Source organism: Catellatospora coxensis (genome assembly GCF_016862635.1).
Classification (GTDB): domain Bacteria; phylum Actinomycetota; class Actinomycetes; order Mycobacteriales; family Micromonosporaceae; genus Catellatospora; species Catellatospora coxensis.
The window spans coordinates 66,108-87,243 of sequence record NZ_BONI01000009.1; the positions used below are offsets into that span (position 1 = coordinate 66,108).

Here is a 21,136-nt window from a genome sequence, read left to right on the forward strand (position 1 = left end):
ACCGCCCAGCCTGGCGTGACCTGTCATCCGTCACGCATCAAGCTGGCCCGACACGGATTCGACGGTCGTTCCCGGATCCGGCGCGGCAGCGCCAGGCTTGGCGTTGGCGGCAGCGCTGCACCACAGACCGATGAAGCATGCGAAGAAGCTGAAGATCCCTGTCAACGCCCGAACGTCATTCTTTCGAGTGGTGGCGACCACCACGACCACCACGACGACGGCGAAGATCATGAGGGCGTTCGACCACCAAGGCGAATCACCCGCCTTGTCACTGAGGGCGAAACCCGGTCCGCGTACCTCGAGGTATGGGTGGCACAGGACGACCCCGATGCACACCGTCCCGGCGACGGCCATCGCATGGGCGTAAGACACCCACATCGGGAGCATCACCGCGTAGCGCAGACCGATGACGGCGAAACCGGCCACCGCAAGGCCGGCCGCGACTCGACTGATCCAGACCATGCCCTTGCCGCGGCTCACGGGTGCGAAGCGTACCCGGCGGACGCAACCGGGCCCAGCTGCGAGTTCGCAGCACGAAGGATCCTGCTGCGCCCGGGGCTTCTGTTCAGGCCGGCCGCGTGGCCCGAACCAGGAAGGTCGGCTGCCCTCCCTCGCCGTCGGCGGGCGGGGCCACCTCCCGGTGCTCGATGTCCACGAAGCCGTGCTTGTCCAGGCGGTCGCCCCATTCGGCGGCCTCCAGATCCCAGCGAGGAAGTGTCGGGACCACGTTCATCGGGGACCACGAGAACGCGAGTGTGCCACGCAGGCGACGGTTGATCGCCGGAAGCAACACCTCCGGGTCGACGAACCAGACTGCCCCGAACACGGAGTAGACCGCGGCGAAGGGCTCGTCGCCCCCTTCCAGGTAGGCAGCGGCGTCGCCTTGGACGACATTCAGGTGTGGCCACCGACTCCGAGCGTGAGCCACCTGCAGCGCCGACACATCGACGCCGACTGCGCGGTACCCCATCGCGTCGACGTGGGCGAGATTGCCGCCCTTTCCACACCCCAGCTCGAGCACCCGCACGCCAGGCTCGAGGTTGAGAACTTCGAGGCCGGGGCCATGATCCGGGTATTGAGTCCAGTTGAACCAAGTACTCGCCCCGCCGGCGTTGACGAGCCGTCGGGACGGGCTGCGCTCTGCGTACCGGTCCCACTTCCCAGAAGCCATGGCCCCAGCCTCTCACTCTGTCACTTCGGGCTGTTGTGGCAGCCCTGGTAGCACTGCGTGCACTTGGAGTTGCAGTCTGCCGCCAGCTCTGGCCAGAACTCTTCGTCGACCTCGTGACCGGCGGCCGTGATCACCTCAACCGCACGGGCGCGCATGGCCTCGGCCTTCGGGATGCGCGACTCCTGCTCATCCTTCTCACGGTCGTCGTCGGGCTGGTGGTGGATGAACCGCCCGGCGACGCGCTCGCAGAACGCGGCATAGGGCACCGTCCGGACGATGAACGCGTGCCAGAACTCGTCGACCGGCTCGGACGGGGACAGCGGCTCGGCCGCCACGGCGCATGCGGCGAGGAAGCCGACCATCTGGGCAACGCCCCTGCGGCAGTAGTCGTCGCTCCACTCCGGGAACTTCTTCTGCACGTCCTCGACCAGCAGTGCGGCAAGGTCGTCGTCGAGGACCGCACCGACCGTGATCGGGTCGAGTAGCGTGGTCATGTGACCTCCACTTCGGGTGTTGGTTACCGGCGGGGAGGGCGACGTTGCTAGGCGGCAGCCCTTCCCCGTTGTGCATCTATCGGGATGTGCGGTGTTGCTGGACTCTCCGCCGGGGCAAAGTGCCCAGGCTTCGGAATGCTGCGTGAGCCAGTTCGCGCCCACGGCACGGCGCTGCTTCGCCGCAATTGCTGCACTTGCCTGTGTATGGCTGACAATCCAGGTGCGCTTCGACGAGTTCCTGCGCCTCGTGGACCGTGGCGGGAAGCCGGGCAACGCCCTTCGCCAGGGTCTCGGTGGTCATGCAGGTGTCCCCTCTGTCGTCATCCGCACGTGCTCTGCCCAGCGATGCGCGGTGCAGGGGTGCGGCGTCCAGATGCCGTGGTCCCCATAGCAGCCGACGCAACACCCCGTCACGTCGGCGACATGCGCTTCGAGCACGGCGAACGCCTGAGGAAGTGCCGGCACCAGATCGCGACTCGCGTCAGTGACCATCGTTGATCTCCCCTCGGACTCCGCGTACGGTCGTAAGTGGCTACGAGGCGGAAGGTCTTGGTCGGCTCCACCGCCCCGCGCCTGAACCCAGCGTGCGCGTTTCACGACAGGGCAGGTAGGCGTTGCCTGTGGCTTTGGAATCCAGGCAACACCGCGGGATCGAAGGGAGCGAGGCCGTGGACGAGACCTTCGGCCAGGCGTTGGCCCGAATGCGGGCAGCATCCGGTTTGTCTTTGCGACGCCTTGGCGCCGCAGCCAAGGTGGACTCCGGATTCATCAGCAAGATCAGCAACCGCAACGTGGCGGTCTCACAGGGTGTTGCCCAGGCACTCGATGTAGCGCTTCAAGCAGGCGGCGAGTTGATGTTGGCGTGGCAGGCTGAGGACGCACGGCGGCGGATGGCGGAGGTAACGTCGGAAGCTATGAAGCGTCGCACCCTGATGGCTGGCACCACCGGCCTCATCCTCGGCGGGCTGCTGCCGGGGCGAGCGGAGGCCGGCCACCGCCTGGGCCTCGCCGACGTTACCCAGATCCAGCGCCACATCGACCGACTCATCGCGATGGACTACCAGTTCGGCGGCGAGGGCCTGTGGCAAGCGGCGGTCGGCTACGCCCGTGAGGCGTACTGGTGGCTGGACAACGGCACCTTCACGGAAGAGGTCGAATCAGCACTGCTTCGGGTTACCAGCCGCGTCCAGATGTGCGCTGGGTGGCTCTCCTTCGACGCTGGACAGCACGACGTGGCGCGGAACAGCTTCAATGAGGCCCTGGGCTTGGCGCAGCAGGCCGACAACGCGGAAGCGGAAACCCACGCACTGGTCAACCTCGCCTACCTATCCAACTACCTGGGCAGCCCCAAGCAGGCTCGCCGATGGGCCGACGCAGCCGAGCGTGCTGCCAAACCGACGGGCGAGCACGCGAGGCTGCCGGTCCTCCCGATGCTGCGCATGGCGATGTCGACCGCGCTGACCGCGGACAAGCCAGCCTTCGAGAAGGCCATCGCCAGCGCCCGAAGGCACCTCAACCGGGACGGGGATACACCTGTGGCCGAGTGGCGGGCCTTCGTAACCTGGCACGAACTGGATGGCGTCGAAGGAACCTGTGCATTGGAGCTCGGAGAGACGGAGCGAGCCATCCGGCTGTTGCGCCAGGCCATCACCGCCCACCCGGACGGCTTTGCTCGCAACAGGGCGACCTACAAGGTACGCCTGGCACGGGCGAACCTCGACGCCAAGAATGTGGAGGAGGCGGCGACGGCCGCGCACTCCGCGCTCGACGACGTCTCGGGCAACGTGACGAGCTGGCGCCTGGGTACCGAGCTGGGCGCAGTCGCGCAGCGGATGGCCGGCTACCACGACGTGCCGAGCGCCCAACGATTCCTCACCAGGTACAAGGCCCTGGTGTAGCAGCCACCCCCAAGGAGCAAGCCTTGAGTCACCACCCGGACCTGCGCATCACCACCCACGATGCCGCCGGTCTCGCCGCGCATATGGACGATGTCCTCGCCACCTTCGCCGAGGTCTACGCCCACGAGGTCGCCACCGACCCGTTCTTCTCGCTGGCCCGCTACGGGGAGCGGCTTAACGCCTACGCCTCTCGCGCGGGGTTCAGTCTCGTCATGGGGTACCTGGGCAACGAGCTGGTGGGCTACGCCCTCGGCTTCCGACTCCCGGCCGGCTCGGGCTGGTGGAGTGGGCTCCAGGACCACGTCGACCCCGAGATGCTGAACGAGGATGGCACACGCACCGTGGCCATCTGCGAGATCATGGTCCGCGAGCAGTTCCGGAGACGTGGCTACGCTCGCCGGCTCCACGACGCCTTCCTGCACGACCGCACTGAATCCCGCGCCACACTCCTCGTCGACCCAACGAACACGCCAGCCAAGGCTGCCTACCTGTCATGGGGCTGGCAGCGCCTGGGAGGAGTCCGCCCGTTCGCTGACTCGCCGACCTATGACGGAATGCTGCTGACGCTGGGTCGATAACCTTGGAGTGCGGCGACGGTAAGGAGACGCCCTGGCCCGCTGGCGGCCCGCATACGCGGGGCCGGTCAAGGGGCAGGGCAGCTTCAGCAGGTATGTGCCGCGATCCAGCGGTGGAGGGTCGTCGCGGCGGCTCCGGTGTCGATCGCGGCGGCGCAGCGGACCGCAGCCCAACGGCTCGACGCCCGGGCCGCCTTCGTGTGCTGAGCATGGCTGGCAGCAGTAGGAGCGCGTTGGGGCGCAGTCGCATATCGTGTCCGCCGTGAACAACGCGCAGGTGTGGTTCGATCGAGCGGATGACCTGGCCTCTCGGGGCGGACACCAGGAAGAGGCCGAGCAGCTTCTCCGTGACGCGATAGCGGCCGGACATCGACCTGCGCTGGTGCGGCTGGCCGAGTTCCTGTGGCACGAGAGTGGCCGCGATTGGCCGGACGTCATCGTCGAGGTCGAGGAGTTGCTCACACACGCGATCGACGACGTACCTGGAGCAGCCAACGCGTTCGGCAACGTCCTGGCCGACACCGGGCAGGATCAGCGGGCGGAAGAAATGTTCCGCCGAGCAGTCGCCGACGGCGACCCGTACGCCGCGACGAATCTGGCGTCCGTGCTGCATGGACGCGGCGCCGACCTGGCGGCTTACGACATCTTGGTGTCGGCGGCCAAGAACGGCGACGACCTCGCCTACCAGATACTCGGCCACAACCTCGATCAGGCCGAACCCGTATGGGCCGAGATCACCGCCGCCTGGTCGGGCGCACGGCCGGCCGACGAGCCGCCCCAGCTGTTCTGCTATATCCGTGGTTCCTGGGACCTGGACTTGACCGCCCGCTGAACGAACCCGGAGCGACCGGCGCGAGCCCGGTCGGCAAACTGTCGCGGGAGGGCCCCATGCGAGACGATCACCCGATCGACCGGCTTAGCGCCGTGGTGGAAGGGCGGACGTCCGGCCCGGTCGCCGACGCGATGCGAGTGTTGTCTCAGCAGTTGGCCCGCCGGCGGCATTGGATCCTCGGGCCACCTGAACTGGTGAGCGAATCAGGTGGCCCGCCGGGGTTCGTGCTGTCGATCCACACGGCGCGGCCACCCTGGGGCGAGGTGATGGATCCCGCGATCGACCGAGCCCACCTGGACGAGGTCAAGGACCTTCTCGGCGAGATCGGTCGATTCTCTGGCGAGCATCATGTCTCGTTGGTAGTTGATTTCGCAGGGGAAGAGATCGGCACCATCGAAGACGGTCACCTGGACGAGGCGCTTACGACCGGCTTGATCGGGGAGTGGGAACGCGTCCTGGATGAACGAGACCGGTAGGCCCGTTGCGGGAATCAGCAACTGGATGCGGTTATCCAGCGGTGGAGGGTCGCGTCGGCCGCACCGGTGTCGATCGCGACGGCGCAGCGGACCAACGCGGCCGCGATCCGGTCCTCCAGGTCACCGTCCCCGTCGGCCGCCGCGCAGGCCGCGGCCGCGTTGAGCAGCACCGCGTCGCGCACCGGGCCGCGCTGCCCGGCGAGCAGCGCGTGCACGACCGCCGCGTTCGCGGCCGCGTCCCCGCCGCGCAGCGCCCCGGGGACGGACCGGGCGATGCCGAACCGTTCCGGGTCGAGCACCGCGTGCCGCACCTGCCCGTCGCGCACCTCCACGACCTGCGAGGTGGTGCTCGTGGACAGCTTGTCGAGGCCGTCGTCGCCGCGTACGACCAGCGCCCGGCAGCCGCGGCCGGCCAGCACGTACGCGAGCACCGACACGAACCGCGGGTCGGCGACCCCGACCAGCGCGTACGCGGGCCGGGCCGGGTTGATCAGCGGCGCGAGCACGTTGAAGATCGTCGGCACGCCCAGTTCACGGCGTACCGGCCCGGCGTGCCGCATCCCGGCGTGGAAGGCCGGGGCGAACAGGTACGCGATCCCGGCCTGCTCAGCGACCTTCGCCACCTGCGCGGGCGGCAGGTCCAGCGGAATGCCGAGGCGTTCGATGACGTCACCGGACCCGGCCGAGGTCGACGATGCCGCCCGCCCACCGTGTTTGGCCACGGTGAGCCCGGTCGCCGCGACCACGATCGCCGCCATGGTGGAGATGTTGACCGCGCCGGTGCCGTCCCCGCCGGTGCCGACGATGTCCACGGCCGGGCCGGGGAAGTCGACGGGCGCGGCGTGGGCCAGCAGCGCGTCCGCCGCACCGGCGACCTCCACGGCGGTCTCGCCCTTGGCACGCAGCGCCACCAGGTATGCGGCGAGCTGCACCGGGCTGGCCTCGCCGCGCACGATCTGCGTCATCGCCCACGCGGACTCGGCGGCGGTGAGGTCGCGCCGGGCGAGCAGCGTGGCGAGAATCGTGGTCCAGGTCATCGTCCGTCCTCGGAGGTCGGGCCGACCGGTCGAGGCCTGTCAACGACGACGGCCGCCTCGTCCGGAGGCGGCCGCGGGTGACGCGTGCAGGAGTGACCGCCTAAGTGGCGGGCCACCAGCCCTGACGACGCGAGATCATGCGCGAACGGTAGCACGTGTCGATGGGCGGGACCGCCCCGGACGGGCCGGGGCGGTCCCTGGTTCAGCGGTGCGCGCTCACGCCGGGGCGGTGAACACGTAGCTGCCCGAGGGCAGGTGGTACGACGCCGCGCCCTGGCCGTAACCGAACGGCACGGCCTGCGCCGGTGCGGTCACCGCGGCCGCCGAGGCGGCCGGGACCCGTACCGTCGCCGAGGTGCCCGCGGGCACGGTGACCCGCAGCGTGAGCACCCCGCCGGACACCGACCAGTCGCTGACCGCCTGCCCGTAGGGCGTCTGCATGGCCGACTTCGCCGAGGTCAGCCCGCCGCCGGGACGCGGCGCGACCAGCTGCGACTGGTAGCCGGGGCTGGCCGCGGACAGGCCGCCGACCTGCCGGTAGAGGAAGTCCCCGACCGAGCCCAGGCCGTAGTGGTTGAAGGAGTTCATCGACGGGGTCTGGAACGCGCCGTTGGTCTGGATGCCGTCCCAGCGCTCCCAGATCGTGGTCGCTCCCCTGCTGAGCATGTAGCCCCAGCCGGGATAACCGGGCTGCAGCAGGATCTGGTACGCGATGTCGGCGCGCCCGTTGTCGGCGAGCACCGGCAGCAGGTTCTCGACGCCGAGGAAGCCGACGGTCAGGTGCCCGCCGGCGGCCGCGACCTCGGCGACGAGCTTGTTGACCGCCCCGGCGACCCGGTTGGCGGGCAGCAGCCCGAACGCCAGCGCCAGCACGTACCCGGTCTGGGTGTTGCCGGCGACGGTGCCGTCGGCGGCGACCCAGCGGTTGGTGAACGCCGTGGCGACCTGGTCGGCGAGCGTGCCGTAGCTGCTCGCCTGCGCGGTGCGCCCGGTGGCCGCGGCCATCCGCGACACCAGCCGCGCCGACCAGGAGAAGAACGCCGTGGCGATCAGGTCCCGGGCGGTGTCGTCGTTGACGTTGAGCCAGTCGCCGTAGCCGCCGGTGTTGCGGATCAGGTCCGCGCCGGAGGTGGCCCGCAGGTAGTCGACCCAGCGGGCCATCGCGTCGAAGTGCTGGTTGACGACGTTCAGGTCGCCGTAGCGCTGCCACAGGGTGTACGGCACGATCACGCCCGCGTCGCCCCAGCCGGCCGTGCCCGCGCCGCAGCAGGCGTCGGGCGCGGTGTCGGTGAACGCGCCGTCGGCGTGCTGGGCGTCGACCAGGTCGTCGGCGAACTTGTCCAGGAACGCCTGCATGTCGATGTTGAACGTGGACGTGGCCGCGAACGAGGCGATGTCGCCGGTCCAGCCGAGCCGCTCGTCGCGGTTCGGGCAGTCGGTCGGGATGGACAGCATGTTGGACCGCTGCCCCCAGACGATCGCCTGCTGGAGCTGGTTGACCAGGGTGTTGGAAGTGGTGAGGGTGCCGGGCTGGGACGCGCTGGTCCAGGCGGCCAGGCCGGTGACGGTGTCCAGGTTCGGGGTGCCCGGGAAGCCGGTCACCTCGACGTAGCGGTAGCCGTGCACGGTGAACCGGGGTGTCCAGACCTCCTGGGCGCCGGTGCCGGCCAGGGTGTACCGGTCGGTGGCCAGGCCCGCGGCGCGCAAGTTGTCGGTGTAGATGGTGCCGTCGGCGTTGAGCACCTCGGCGTGGCGCATGGTGACCACGGTCCCGGCCGCGCCGGTGACCCGCAGCCGGTTCCAGCCGGTGAAGTTCTGGCCGAGGTCGAACACCCATACGCCGGGCTTGGGCTGGTTGAGCGAGACGGGGCGCAGCTCGCTCTGCACGGTGACGCCGTTGTCCACCTGCGACACCAGCCGGGGCGCGGTGCCGGTGCGGGCCGCGGCGGTGGCCCAGGAGCCGTCGTTGTAGTCGGGGCCGTCCCAGCCGTTGACGGTGAGCCGGTTGTCGTACTCCTCACCGGCGTACAGGTCCTCGGCCCGGATCGGACCGGTGGCGACCTTCCACGTGTTGTCGGTGCGGATCATCGCGCCGGTGCCGTCGGTGTAGGAGATGTGCAGCTGGGCGGAGTACCACGGCTGGGTGCCGTAGCGCTGCGAGCCGGCCATGCCCAGGCTGCCCGAGTACCAGCCGCTGCCCAGCCACGCGCCGAGGGCGTTGGTACCCTGCCGCAGCTGGCCGGTGACGTCGTACACCTTGTACTGCAGGCGCTTGTTGTAGTCGGTCCAGCCGGGCGCGAGCGCGTCCGCGCCGACCTTGGCCCCGTTGAGCCGGGTCTCGTGCAGGCCGAGGGCGGTGGTCAGCAGCCGGGCCGAGGCGACCGGCTTGCTGATGGTGAAGCCCTTGCGCAGCAGCGGAGCCGCCCGGCGCACGACCACGTTGGACCCCCACGGACCGGTGCCGTACGCGGTGAGCGCCCGCGCGGCGGGCCAGCCGCTGTCGTTGAAGCCTGTCTGCTGCCAGCCCGACGGGCCGGACTGGAACGCCTTCCAGCTCGCGTCGGTGGTGACGGTGATGCCGCCGCCGATGGTGAGCTTGGCGATGACGCCGGTCGGCGACTGGGTGGTGTTCTGGGCGGCGACCGCGATGACGTTGTTACCCGAGGTCAGCCGTCCGGCCAGGTCGACGACGGTGGCCTGCTTCCACGAGTCGACGACCCGTGGCGAGCTGCTGACCTGCGTGCCGTTGACCCATACGTCGGCGGTGTCGTCGCCGGTGATCACCAGGCTCGCCTGCGTGGGCGCGCTGGACAGGCTCACGGTGCGGCGGAAGTAGCGGGTCATCGGCGGGAGACCGGCGATCGGGTCGCCTTCGGGGTACCAGATCCAGCTGGCGCCGCTGAGGCCGTCGGTGACGGCGGGCTGGCCGATGTAGGAGGCCTGCCACTCGGTGGCCGGGTTGCGCAGTCCGGTCTCGAAGAACTGGGTGGTGCTGTACGCGCTGACGCGGCCGTGGGTGTCCCAGACCCGCACGCGCCAGAAGTAGCGGCGCAGCGAGGTCAGCGCCGGGCCGCCGTAGGCGACGTCGACGGCCTGGCGTCCGGTCACCCGGCCGCTGTCCCACACGTCGCCGGTGCCGCTGCCCGCGTTGGCGCTGCTGGTGGCCACGATCACCTGGTACGCGGCCTGGAACTGCTGGCCGGTGCCCGACGTCAGCTTCCAGCCGAACCTCGGCACGGCCGCGTCGACGCCGAGCGGGTTGACCCTGCGCTCAGTGGTGGCCTCCCCCACCGCGAACGGCGAGCTGCCGGAGCCGGTCGGTGCGATCACGGAGCTGTTCCACGGGGCGATGCCGTAGGCGCCCAGGTCCGCGACGGCGGGCCAGCCGCTGTCGTTGAATCCGGGCTGCTCCCATCCCGTCGCGGGGCTCTGGGACGCCTTCCAGCCGCCGTCGGTGATCAGGTCGGTGGTGCCGCCGGCGGTGGTCACCTGCACCCGGCCGAGCAGGCCCGCGGGGCCGGAGGCGGTGTTCCGGGCGGCGATCGCCAGGGTGTTGGTCCCGCTGACGAGGGCGGGGGCCAGGTCGATGTAGAGGGCGTTCTTCCAGGAGTCGACGGCCCGGGGCGACCCTGCGAGGGGTTTGCCGTTGAGCCACACGTCGACGGTGTCGTCGCCGGTGACGACGAGCTGCGCGTCGGTGACCGTGCCGGACGGCGCGGCGAAGGTCTTGCGGAAGTAGCGGGTGGCGGCGGGCGCGGTGGTGCGCGGGTCGCCTTCGGGATACCAGATCCAGTGCGCGCCGCTGACGCTGACCGGGGTGGCGGCGGCTGCGGGTACGGCGGACAGGACGGCGGTTGCGGTGAGCAGGACGGCGAGGACGGCTGCCACTCGTCCACGGGGGCTGGGGGTGTGATCGGGACGGTGCATGGCGACTCCTATGAGAAGATCGCGTGGATTAAAACGTTTCAGTGCACGGCCGGTGCCCAGACCCTAGGTCTCACAATTAATGCTGTCAATATCTCTCCGCAACGAGCCCGACACACGAACCAAGGTCGGTACGGGCCGGAGCCGCTTTCCGGCATGGTTCGGACGGCGGCTCCGGCCCGGGTCTCAGTTGGAGTACAGGTACTTCACCCCGTTGATGGTCAGCACGCTGGTCCGCGAGCCGGTGACGCCCGAGTTGAGGTTGCGCCAGCCGTTGTTGCTGCTCGCCTCGTGCACGTAGCCGCCGGCCATGGTGTAGATCAGCTTCTCGCCGTTGAGGTTCGCGGCCGCGATCGTCGCGCTGGAGACCCCGGAGATGCCGGTCCAGTTGTTCGCCCAGCCGGCGTTGCTGGCCGCCTCGTACACCGAGCCGCCGTTGACGACGTACAGGATCTTCGTGGTGCCGACGGTGATCGCGGCGACGCCCGAGCCGGGCACGCCGGTGTTGAGGTTGCGCCAGCCGTTGGCGCTGTGCGCCTCGTGCACGTACCCGCCGACGATGCTGTAGAGGTACTTGACCCCGTTGAGGCCGATCACCGCGATCGAGGAGTTGCTCACCCCGCCGATGCCGGTGTTCAGGTTGCGCCAGCCGTTGTTGCTGCTCGCCTCGTGGATGTAGCCACCGACGACGCTGTAGACGAGCTTCTCGCCGTTGAGGTTGAGCGCGGCGAGCGCCGTGCCCTGCGCGCCGCTGATGCCGGTGTACAGGTTGTTCCAGCCGGCGTTGCTGGCCGCCTCGAAAATCTGGCCGCCCTTGCTGCTGTACAGGATCTTCACGCCGTTGAGCTGGATCGCGGCCGTCGCCGACGCGGTGACCGGGCCGTAGCCGCCGGACACCGGGAGCATGCGCCACCCGTTGGCGCTGTGCGCCTCGTACACCTGCTGGCCGCCGTTGCAGTTGGCGCTGGTGACGTTGCGGGCCGGGGACACCGGGCCGCTGACGTAGATCGGGCCGGTCGACGCGCTGCCGTCGGAGGTGATGCCCGACGGCGAGCCGTTGAAGTACGCCTCGGTCTTACCGCCGTCGCGGGTCACCTCGTAGTGCAGGTGCGGGCCGGTGGAGTTGCCGGTGCTGCCGACCCAGCCGATCGGGGTGCCGCCGTCGACCCAGCCGGAGCTGCGCGTGGCCGGCTGGAGCAGGTGCATGTACGTGGTGCGCCAGCCGCCGCCGTGGTCGATGACCGCGTAGTTGCCGCCGCCGCTGCTCCACCCGGCGCTGATGGTGCCGCCGGCCGCGGCCAGGATCATGCGGCCGTTGCTGCCGCCGCCGGTGAACGTCATGTCGATGTCGTAGTCGTCGTGGCCTGCATAGGTGGCCAGCCGCCACGTCTCGCCGCACGGGAACGGCAGCTGGAAGAAGGGCATCGGACCGGCCGCCTGGGCCGGGCCGGCCCCGACCGCCGACACGGCCAGCAGCAGGGCACACACGCCGGTGACGGCGCGCAGGAGTCTTCTGGACAAGGGGTGCCTTTCGACGGGGCGGGCCGCGCCTGCGAACGGGGGGTGTCAGGCGGGTGAAGGTCGCGCGCTGATCGACGCAGCTCGAAGGATCAGGCGCGGCAGGATGGTACGGTGGCCGACCTACAACCCGTGCACATCGCCGCACCACCGGTGGGCCGCGGCCGCCGGCGCACCGCACGCTGAGGTGAGGATTGTCCGTCCACTTCGACCTGCTCGGTCCGCTGACGGTGACCCGGGACGACCGGCCGGTCCCGCTGGGCTCGACGAAGCAGCAGCTGATCCTGGCGGCGCTGCTGCTGCGCCCGGCCGAGGCGATCAGTACCGGCGAGCTGGCGGCGATGCTGTGGGGCGACCTGCCGCCCGCGTCGGCCGCCGCCAACGTGCGCACCTACGTGCGCGGGCTGCGGCAGGCGCTGGCCGGACAGCGGCGCGCCGAGCGCCGCATCCTCACCACGCCGGGCGGCTACCTGCTGCACGTCGAGCCGGGCGAGCGCGACGTGGACCGGTTCGACGCCGCCGCGGCCCGGGGCCGGGCGGCGCTGGCCGAGGGCGATCCCGCGGGCGCGCAGGCGGAGCTGGCCGCCGCGGTCGCGCTGTGGCGCGGTCCGGCGCTGGCCGGGTTGCCGGTGCCGCGGCTGCTCAGCGGCCGGGTCGGGCAGCTGGAGGAGCGGCGGCTGCTGGCCGAGGAGGACTATGCGGTGGCGCGGATCGCGCTCGGCGAGCCGGCCGAGGTGATCCCGCGGCTGCGTGCCCTGCTCGACCGCCATCCGCTGCGGCAGCGGGCCTGGGCGCAGCTGATGATGTGCCTGTACCAGATCGGCGACGTCGCCGGCGCGCTCGCGGCGTACCGGCAGGCCCGGCGGGTGCTCGCGGAGCAGACCGGGATGGACCCCGGGCCGGAGCTGACCCGGATGCACGACGACGTCCTGCACCACCGCGTCGCGGGCCGGCCGGTGTCCCCCGGCGGCACGGTGCAGGCGCCGCCGCGGCAGCTGCCGCTCGTGCCGGCGGGATTCGCGGGCCGCGACGCCGAGCTGGCCCGGCTCGACGCCGGGCTGCGCCCCGGTGCGGGGCGACCGGCCGGAGTGGACATCACGGCGGTCAGCGGCATGGCCGGTGTCGGCAAGACCACCCTCGCCCTGCACTGGGCCCACCGGGTCGTCGCGCATTTCCCCGACGGCCAGCTGTACGTCAACCTGCGCGGCTACGACGACGCCGACGCCGTGTCCCCGGCCGACGCCCTGGTCGCCTTCCTGGAGGCGCTCGGCGTGCCGATCGGCCGCGTCCCGAGCAGCATCGACGCCCGGACCGGGCTGTACCGGGGCCTGCTGTCCACCCGGCGGATGCTCATCGTGCTCGACAACGCGCGCGACGCCGGCCAGGTGCGCCCGCTGCTGCCCGGCGCGGGCCGTTGCGTCGTCGTCGTGACGAGCCGGGACCAGCTCAGCGGCCTCGTCGCCGCGGAGGGGGCGCGGCCGTTGACGCTGGACGTGCTGACCGCCGAGGAGTCGACGGACCTGCTGCGCGGCCGGCTCGGCGCGGACCGGCTCGCCGCGGAACCGGCGGCCACCGCCGAGCTGATCGAGGCGACCGGCCGCCTGCCGCTAGCCCTGTCGCTGGTGGCCGCGCGGGTGGCCGCCAAACCCGCCTTCCCGCTCGGGGCCGTCGCGGCGCAGCTGCGTCCGGCCGAGGGCAGGCTGGCGGCGCTGGCCGACGGGGATGTCCGGCGGGTGTTCTCGTGGTCGCACCGTGCCCTGAGCGCGGACGCGGCACACCTGCTGCGGCTGCTCGGCCTGCATCCAGGCCCCGACCTGACCGGCGACGCCGCTGCGGCGCTGCTCGGGCGGCCCCGGGCCGCCGCCGCGCCGCTGCTGCACGAGCTGACCCGGCTCCACCTGCTGACCGAGCATCAACCGGGGCGCTACGCGCTGCACGACCTGCTCCGCTCGTACGCGGCCGAGCTGGTCCTGGCGTCCGAACCGGCCGGCAGCCGGCATGCCGCGAGCAGCCGCCTGTACGACCACTACCTGCACAGCGCCCATCCCGCCGCGGTGCTGCTCCAGCCGACGTGGACACCGGTGGAGACCGTGCCCGCGCTGCCGGCGAACCCCCACGTGCCGGTCCGGGACCGGGCCGAGGCGGCGGCGTGGTTCTCCGCCGAGCACCCGGTCCTGCTGCGGGTGCTGCGCCAGGCCGCCGAGACCGGCTTCGAGCGGTACGCCGGCCCGCTGGCCTGGGCGCTGGCCGCGTACCTCGCCCCGCGCGGGCTGTTCGCGGAGCAGCTCGCCGCCCAGCAGGCCGCGCTGGCCGCCGCCGAGCGCATCGGCGACCTGCCCGCGCAGGCGCTCGCGGGGCGGATGCTCGCCCGCGCGCTCATGCGACTCGGCGACCACGATGCCGCCGAACACCATGTCCAGCAGGCGCTCAAGCTGTACGAGCAGATCGGCGACCTGGACGGTCTCGCGCTGACCCTGCGGCACCTGACCGAGCACTGCACCGCGCGCGGGCGCTTGACGGAGGCGCTCGCGCACAGCGTCGAGGCACTGCGGGTGTCCCGGCTCATCGGCAGCGGCTACGCCGAGGCGCGGGCCCTGAACACCAAGGGCTACCTGCATGCCCTCAACGGCGACTACCGGCAGGCCGTCGCCGACTGCACGCAGGCGCTCGCCTGGCAGCGGCGGATGGCCGACCGGGTGGGCCAGGCGGCGACGCTGGACAGCCTCGGTTTCGCCCACCACCGGCTCGGCGACCTGGCCCAGGCGGTGACGTGCTACGAGCAGTCCGTCGAGCGTTTCCGGGAGTCCGCGAACCGCTATCACGAGGCGGAGACGCTGACCCGGCTCGGCGAGGCGTACGAGCAGCTGGCGGACCTGCCCGCGGCCGCCGAGGCGTGGCAGCGGGCGAAGCGCATCTACGAGGACCTGGGCGACCCGGCGGCCGACGCGGCCCGGCAGCGCCTGGCCCGCGTGCTCTCCGCCTGACGACGCGCTCTTCCGCGCGCGGACCAGCAGTGACCGCTCGACGTCGCCCGGAGCGCGGTCGTCACTTCGGGCCGCAGCGCCAGCACCGCGAGGACCGCCCGGTGGTCCGTGCCCGGCACGGTCTGCTCGCCGACGCGGACGCCGATCAGGCCGGGGCCGTGCAGCACGTGGTCGAGCTGCACCAGGGGCGGTACGAGGGTCTTGCCGACCGGCCAGGTGCGGGCCCAGCCGCGGCCCAGTTCGGCGTGGGTGTCGACCAGGCCCGCCGCGAGCAGGTCGCGCATCGGCGCGTGGTCGAGCGTGGCGTTGAAGTCGCCCAGGAACACGGTGTCCGGGCCGCTGTCGCGGGCGACGGCGGCGAGCGCGGCCATGTCCCGGGTCCAGCGTTCCGGGTCGCCGACCGGGTAGTACGTGTGCACGGCCACCAGGCGTACGGTGCGCCCGCCGACGGTCACCTCCGCGGTGGTCTGCGGCCATGCGGTGTCGGCGTGCAGGGGCCCGCCGCGGGTCAGCGGGGTCCGCGAGTAGATCGAGGTGTCGTACTCGGGGCGCAGCTCGTGGTAGGGCAGCAGGTCGTCGAGGCCGGCTTCGGTGAGCGCGGCGATCCCGGCCGTCGGCAGCTGCTGCACGGCCAGCACGTCGATCCGCTCGTCCCGGACCAGCCGGACGAGAGTCCGCGGGTCCGCCGCGCCGACGTCGGCGTTGACGGTGGCCACCCGCAGTTCGGCGGCCGCCGCCGGGATCTGCCACCGGTCGGGTGTGAACCGGGGCGCCAGCACCACGATCTGCGCGGCCACCAGCACGGCGGCGGCGGTCACCGCCCAGCGCGAGCGCAGCGCGGGCACGGCGAGCGACACGGCCAGCCCGAGCACGCTGAGCACGGCCGCGTACGGCAGGAGGACCACCGGCACCGCGAGCGGGGTGCCGGCGTCCGACCCGGTGAGGCGCACGACGAGCAGCGCGGACGAGACGGCCAGACCGAGGCCGAGCGCGCAGCGGGACAGCAGCACGGGCAGCCGCCCACGCCGGGCGGCTGCGGGTGCGGCGTCGACGGCGGTCATCTCTCCTCCCAGGGCCGGGGCCTGGCGAGCGTACCGCCTTGATCGTCAGTCGTCGGTGACGTCGGCGGCGGTGACCCGCTGCCGGAAGACGTGATAGGTCCAGGCCTGGTACAGGATGACCACCGGCAGCATGACGACGAGCACGACCGTCATCACCTTGAGCGCGTACGAGCCGGACGCGGTGTTGGCGAGGGTGAGGTCGTTGGCCGCGCCCATGGTGGAGACCATGACCCGCGGGTACAGGTTGGTGAAGATGACCAGCACGCTGGTGGCCATGGCGAAGGTGGTGGCGGTGAACGCCCAGCCCTCCTTGCCGTCGCCGGCCAGCCAGGCGGCGGCGAGCACGGCCAGCACCGCGGCGATCTCGATGACGTTGGGGAAGAAGCCCTTGCCCGAGATCACGTGGGACCAGGTGATGTAGACCAGCACCGCCAGCGCGGTGACCGGGGCGAGCCGGCGGGTGAGGCGGGTCGCGCGTTCGCGCACGTCGGCGGTGGTCTTCAGGGCCAGGAACGTGGCCCCGTGCAGCGCGCACAGCAGCACGAAGGTGAGGCCGACGAACAGCGAGTACGGCGGCAGCAGGTCGGCGAACGTGCCCGCGAACTCCTGGTCCGCGCCGATCGGCAGGCCGTGCAGGAGGTCGCCGAGCCCGACGCCGAGCAGGAACGGGGCGACCACGCTGCCCACGGTGAGCAGCGTGCTCCAGGTGCGCCGCCAGCGCGGGTGCTTGTCCTTGTCGCGGTACTCGAAGGACATGCCGCGCACGATGAGCGCGGCGAGCACCAGCACCAGGGCGAGGTAGAGGCTGGAGAACATGGTGGCGTACCAGCCGGGGAAGGCGGCGAACATGGCCGCGCCGGCGACGACGAGCCAGACCTCGTTGCCGTCCCACAGCGGCCCGATCGAGCTGACCGCCATGCGCCGCCCGGCGTCGTCACGCCCGACGACCCCGTGCAGCATGCCGACCCCGAAGTCGAATCCCTCCAGAATGAAGAAGCCCGTCCACAGCACGGCGACGGCGATGAACCACAGGTCGGCGAGTGACATGGCGGCCTCAGCGGGAGAAGGTCGGCTCGGGCGCGGGGACGTCGTCGGCGGGCACGGTCGGCGGCGGGGCCTTGCGGGCGTAGCGCAGCATCAGCACCAGCCAGACGACGGTCAGCGCGTTGTAGAGCAGGAAGAAGACGGTCAGGCTGATCGCGACCGTGGTGGCGCTGATCGACGGTGACACGCCGTTCTGGGTCAGCATGAGGCCCTGCACGATCCAGGGCTGGCGGCCGTTCTCGGTCAGCAGCCAGCCGGCGGTGTTCATCAGGACCGGCAGGACCGCGGCCCAGGCGGCGAACGCGAGGAACCGGCGCGCGGTCTCCAGGTGTTTGCGCCGCATCACCCACAGTCCCCACAGCGACAGCAGGAAGGTCACCACCGCGGTGTACGCCATCACCCGCATGGCCCAGTACTGGATGAAGACGTTGGGCACGTAGTCGCCGGGGCCGTACTGCTGCTGGTACTGAGCGTTGATCTCGTTGAGCCCGACGACCTGGCCGTTCCAGTGGTTGGTGGCGAGCAGCGACAGCACGTGCGGCACTTCGATGATCTTCGTGGGGGTCTGGTCCTGCTTGCCGCCGCCGATCTGGATGATCGAGAACGAGCACGGCTGGCAGGTCTCCCACTGCGCCTCGGCGGCGGCGATCTTCATCGGCTGGTACTTGGCCTCGACGACGCCGAGCTCGCTGCCGACGAACATCGCGAAGATCATCGTCGGCGCCAGGATGATCAGCGACAGCTTGGCCGTGGGGGCGAAGACCTCGGGGTGGGACTTGCGGCGCAGGTGCCAGGCCGACACGGCGAGCATGAGGGCGCAGCCGGTGGCCGTCGCGGCGAGCAGCACGTGGGCGTACCCCCACAGGAACACCGGGTTGGTCATCACCGCCCAGATGTCGTTGAGCTGCGGACGGCCGGTCGTCGGGTTGATCTCGTAGCCGACCGGGTGCTGCATCCACGAGTTCGCGGCCATGATGAACGCCGCCGACCCGGCGGCGCCCAGCGCCACCAGCCAGATCGCGGCGAGATGGATCCGGGGCGACAGCTTGCCCCAGCCGAAGATCCACAGACCGAGGAAGGTCGACTCCAGGAAGAACGCGGCCAGGCCCTCCATCGCCAGCGGCGCGCCGAACACGTCGCCGACCATCCGGGAGTACGCCGACCAGTCCATGCCGAACTGGAACTCCTGGACCAGGCCGGTGACCACGCCGACGGCGACGTTGATCACCAGCAGCACGCCGAAGAACTTCGTGGCCCGCAGGTACTCGTCGCGGCCGGTGCGGTGCCAGACGGTCTGCAGGATCGCGGTGAGAAAGCCCAGCCCGATGGTGATCGGCACGAAGATGAAGTGGTAGATCGACGTCATCGCGAACTGAATCCGGGCCAGATCTACGTTCGACATGCTCGTCCCGCCTCGCCACCAGGGAGCTTTCGTGCTCATTCTGCCCAGACGGGGGGTGCGGCGAGCGTGAAACTACTAAATTGTCCGAATAGACGGGCCGGCCAGGCGCGCCACGGGTGCGCGTCGCCCGGCCGGCCGTCGGTCGGCTTACTGGAAGGTGATGTGGTCGATGGTGACCGTGGAGTTGCCGCCGTACCAGAAGCCCATGGCCAGCTGGGACGGCGAGTTGCGGTTGATGCCGTTGGCGACCATCGGAATCTTGATGTCCTGGTAGCCCGTCGTGATCACCGGGTGCGCTCCCCCGTCGAGGGTGAAGTCGGCGAACAGCTTCGTCGACCCGCCCAGCCCGAGATTGAAGTGGTTCTGCTCGCCACCGGCCGCGCCCTTGATCCGGACGACCAGGTACGTGTACGACGACAGGTCCACGCCGACGTCCGAGCCGAACCAGCCGCAGTTGTTGTAGCGCAGGCTCAGCGCCCCGCCCGTGACCGCGCCCGAACCGCCGCCGTCGAGGAAGCAGTTGCCGCCCGTCCACTTGCCGAGGTCGTTCTGCGAGGCCGCCGGGTACGCCGGGGTGCCGTCGTAGTTGTCCAGGACCAGCCCGGTCGGCGGCTGCGGCGTCGCGTCCGTGGTCACCGGGACCGTGTTGCTCGCCGCCGACCGGTTCCCGGCCGCGTCACGCGCCTTGACCGTGTACGAGTACGCGGTCGACGCGGTCAGGCCGGTGTCGGTGTACGAGGTCCCCGCCGGGCTGCCGACCAGGGTCGCGCCCCGGAACACCTCGTAGCCCGTCACGCCCACGTTGTCGGTGGACGCCGTCCACGACAGCGACACGGTCGTGTCGGACTTGCCCGGTGACGACAGCGCCGGCGCGCTCGGCGCGATGCAGTCGCCCGAGCAGCCCGTCGTCGTCGCCGACACGGTCGCCGACGAGCCGGACACGTTGCCCGCGGCGTCGACCGCCCGGACCGTGTACTGGTAGGTCTGCCCCGGCGAGCGGCCGGTGTCCGTGAACGAGGTCCCCGTCGGGGCGCCGACCTGCGTGCCCCCGCGGAACACCTGGTAGCCGGCGACGCCCACGTTGTCCGTGGCCGCCGACCACGACAGCGACACGCTCGTGTTCGTCACCCCGGACACGGTGAGCCCGATCGGGGTCGACGGAGCCGTGCAGTCACCCGTGCAGGAGCCCACGGTGACCGCCGACGCCAGCACGTTGTAGCCCTTGGCCGCGTCCCAGGTGCCGGTGTTGGCGAGCCGGATCGAGTACTCCGGACGGGACTGCAGCGCCGCGGTCGGGTCCGGCAGCCAGAGTGCCAGCTTGTAGTTGCCGGCGACGGCCCCGCCGGGCACGGTGACGCTGCCGGTGACGGTGCTCGCGCCGGCCAGCCAGCTGCGGGCGTCGACGCCGGTCAGCGGCAGGTTGTAGCGGTTGCTGCCGCTGTCGAGCACCAGGTACGCGGTGCGCTGCTTGATCAGCCCAGACCAGCCGTCGTTGCTGAGGTGCGCGGACAGGCCCAGGCTGCCGCCGGGGGCGACGGTGGTCGGGAAGGTGGCGTCGAGCAGGCGCAGGCGATACCCCATCTTGCGCTTGATGCGGGTGAAGCAGGTCTCGGCCGGGTCGCTGCCGGAGGCGGCGAGGTTGGCGGCCTTCCACTTGTCGGTGTTGACGGCCGCGTAGTCCTCGTTGATCTCGGTGAAGTTGAGCTTGTTCATCTCGGTCTGCGCGTTGACGCAGGCGGCGTCGTTGTAGCCGTCGGCGCCGCAGGTCTCCCCGCCGACCATCTTGTTGAACCCGGTCGAGGTGGCCAGGTCGTACATCCACTGCTTCTTCTGCTCGATGTAGTACCAGCCCATCCAGGACGGGTTGTCGTAGGTGCCCATGTCGTTGGCGTCGGCCAGGAAGCAGTCGTTGTGGAAGCTGATCCGGTCCTTCTGCGCCTGGGTCAGCCCGCAGCCCTCGGGCACGACGCAGGAGGTCGGGTCGACCATCTCCTTGACGTAGATCGGGTAGCGCAACGCCAGGGGGATGCTCGCCGGGGTGGTGTCGGCGATCTTCTTGACGATGCGGTACCGGGCCGGGGCCTCCTCGACCGAGGACGGGTTGGTCAGGGTGCCGGTGTGCCACTCGCCCCACGCGCCGAGGTAGCCCGTCTCCAGGTGCAGCACGACGTCGGCGTTCGCGGTGATCACGGCGTTGATCTGGGCGATGTGGGCGAGGATCTGCGACTCGGCGACGCTGGCGTAGCCGTCCCAGGTGTACGCGGGCCGCAGCACGATCTTCATCCCGGCGGTGCGGACCGCGGCCAGGCCGGAGGCGAGGTTGTCGAGCAGCGCCTGCGGCAGGGCCTGGGTCTTGTACTTGTCGAGGTGCACGTAGCTGTGCACCAGGGTGTTGCCGTTGGCCTTGGCGCGGGCGAAGGTCCGGTCGAGCAGGTCCGGGTTGAAGCCGGGGATGGTGGCGGCGTTGACGTAGTCGTTGACCGCCGGGTCGTTGATGATCTCGTAGCGGTTGTGGTAACCACGCTCCGGGTTGGCGAACGCGGTGGCCAGGTCGGCCTGGTAGGTGACGGTCGCGGCCTGGGCCGGCGTGGCACCGATCGCCACGGCGGCCACGGTGGCCAGTAACGTTGTCGCGGTGAACATCCGCATGAAGCGGGTGGGCATGGCAGCCTTCCTGTGCATCGGGAGGGTAGGCCGCCTGGCCGGGTCGGGAGCCCTGC

At 71.0% G+C, this 21,136-nt stretch carries 16 protein-coding genes; 5 read left to right on the top strand and 11 right to left on the bottom strand.

Annotated elements, in window-relative coordinates:
• Positions 1–30: 30 nt before the first annotated feature.
• The 4 genes from Cco03nite_RS07575 to Cco03nite_RS07590 all read right to left on the bottom strand — a co-directional run bounded on the left by Cco03nite_RS07575 (position 31) and on the right by Cco03nite_RS07590 (position 2,157).
• Positions 31–480, bottom strand: coding sequence for a hypothetical protein (locus tag Cco03nite_RS07575; RefSeq protein WP_203690244.1), 450 nt, complete (start codon positions 478–480; stop codon positions 31–33).
• Positions 481–565: 85 nt separating this feature from the next.
• Entirely contained in the window at positions 566–1,171 is a 606-nt protein-coding gene (locus Cco03nite_RS07580; RefSeq protein WP_203690246.1) for a class I SAM-dependent methyltransferase, read from the bottom strand.
• A gap of 20 nt (positions 1,172–1,191) precedes the next feature.
• Positions 1,192–1,665, bottom strand: coding sequence for a glycine-rich domain-containing protein (locus Cco03nite_RS07585; protein ID WP_203690248.1), 474 nt, complete (start codon positions 1,663–1,665; stop codon positions 1,192–1,194).
• A 297-nt stretch (positions 1,666–1,962) separates the two neighbouring features.
• On the bottom strand, positions 1,963–2,157 hold the full coding sequence (locus tag Cco03nite_RS07590) for a hypothetical protein (RefSeq protein ID WP_203690250.1): 195 nt from the start codon (positions 2,155–2,157) through the stop codon (positions 1,963–1,965).
• A gap of 176 nt (positions 2,158–2,333) precedes the next feature.
• Here Cco03nite_RS07590 and Cco03nite_RS07595 point away from each other — a divergent pair, with 176 nt between their 5' ends.
• The 4 genes from Cco03nite_RS07595 to Cco03nite_RS07610 all read left to right on the top strand — a co-directional run bounded on the left by Cco03nite_RS07595 (position 2,334) and on the right by Cco03nite_RS07610 (position 5,446).
• The gene (locus Cco03nite_RS07595; RefSeq protein WP_203690252.1) at positions 2,334–3,563 is read left to right on the top strand and encodes a helix-turn-helix domain-containing protein; all 1,230 of its coding nucleotides are present in this window, start codon (positions 2,334–2,336) and stop codon (positions 3,561–3,563) included.
• Between the two features lie 23 nt (positions 3,564–3,586).
• Positions 3,587–4,141 carry a GNAT family N-acetyltransferase gene (locus tag Cco03nite_RS07600; RefSeq protein WP_239167191.1) on the top strand — a complete coding sequence of 185 codons (555 nt, stop codon included), beginning with the start codon at positions 3,587–3,589 and terminating at the stop codon, positions 4,139–4,141.
• A 259-nt stretch (positions 4,142–4,400) separates the two neighbouring features.
• Positions 4,401–4,970, top strand: a complete 570-nt coding sequence (locus Cco03nite_RS07605) for a tetratricopeptide repeat protein (RefSeq protein WP_203690254.1) — start codon at positions 4,401–4,403, stop codon at positions 4,968–4,970.
• Between the two features lie 56 nt (positions 4,971–5,026).
• Positions 5,027–5,446, top strand: a complete 420-nt coding sequence (locus tag Cco03nite_RS07610; protein ID WP_203690256.1) for a hypothetical protein — start codon at positions 5,027–5,029, stop codon at positions 5,444–5,446.
• A 14-nt stretch (positions 5,447–5,460) separates the two neighbouring features.
• Here Cco03nite_RS07610 and trpD read toward each other — a convergent pair whose 3' ends face one another.
• From trpD to Cco03nite_RS07625, 3 genes are all read right to left on the bottom strand, one after another.
• Positions 5,461–6,483 carry an anthranilate phosphoribosyltransferase gene (trpD, locus tag Cco03nite_RS07615; RefSeq protein ID WP_203690264.1) on the bottom strand — a complete coding sequence of 341 codons (1,023 nt, stop codon included), beginning with the start codon at positions 6,481–6,483 and terminating at the stop codon, positions 5,461–5,463.
• Between the two features lie 216 nt (positions 6,484–6,699).
• Positions 6,700–10,410 (bottom strand): alpha-L-rhamnosidase, encoded by a 3,711-nt coding sequence (locus tag Cco03nite_RS07620; RefSeq protein ID WP_203690274.1) that lies wholly within the window; start codon positions 10,408–10,410, stop codon positions 6,700–6,702.
• A gap of 183 nt (positions 10,411–10,593) precedes the next feature.
• The gene (locus Cco03nite_RS07625) at positions 10,594–11,928 is read right to left on the bottom strand and encodes a M23 family metallopeptidase (protein ID WP_239167192.1); all 1,335 of its coding nucleotides are present in this window, start codon (positions 11,926–11,928) and stop codon (positions 10,594–10,596) included.
• Positions 11,929–12,119: 191 nt separating this feature from the next.
• On the opposite strand from Cco03nite_RS07625, the gene Cco03nite_RS07630 reads away from it, so the two are divergent.
• Entirely contained in the window at positions 12,120–14,909 is a 2,790-nt protein-coding gene (locus Cco03nite_RS07630; protein ID WP_203690281.1) for an AfsR/SARP family transcriptional regulator, read from the top strand.
• Here Cco03nite_RS07630 and Cco03nite_RS07635 read toward each other — a convergent pair.
• The 4 genes from Cco03nite_RS07635 to Cco03nite_RS07650 all read right to left on the bottom strand — a co-directional run bounded on the left by Cco03nite_RS07635 (position 14,840) and on the right by Cco03nite_RS07650 (position 21,080).
• On the bottom strand, positions 14,840–15,970 hold the full coding sequence (locus Cco03nite_RS07635) for an endonuclease/exonuclease/phosphatase family protein (RefSeq protein WP_203690289.1): 1,131 nt from the start codon (positions 15,968–15,970) through the stop codon (positions 14,840–14,842). The two genes, Cco03nite_RS07630 and Cco03nite_RS07635, sit on opposite strands and share 70 nt — an antisense overlap.
• A gap of 45 nt (positions 15,971–16,015) precedes the next feature.
• Complete coding sequence (gene cydB / locus Cco03nite_RS07640) at positions 16,016–17,017, bottom strand: cytochrome d ubiquinol oxidase subunit II (RefSeq protein ID WP_203690291.1); 1,002 nt, start codon at positions 17,015–17,017, stop codon at positions 16,016–16,018.
• 7 nt (positions 17,018–17,024) lie between these two features.
• Positions 17,025–18,416 (bottom strand): cytochrome ubiquinol oxidase subunit I, encoded by a 1,392-nt coding sequence (locus Cco03nite_RS07645; RefSeq protein ID WP_203690293.1) that lies wholly within the window; start codon positions 18,414–18,416, stop codon positions 17,025–17,027.
• 147 nt (positions 18,417–18,563) lie between these two features.
• Complete coding sequence (locus Cco03nite_RS07650; protein ID WP_203690295.1) at positions 18,564–21,080, bottom strand: DUF4832 domain-containing protein; 2,517 nt, start codon at positions 21,078–21,080, stop codon at positions 18,564–18,566.
• Positions 21,081–21,136: the final 56 nt, after the last annotated feature.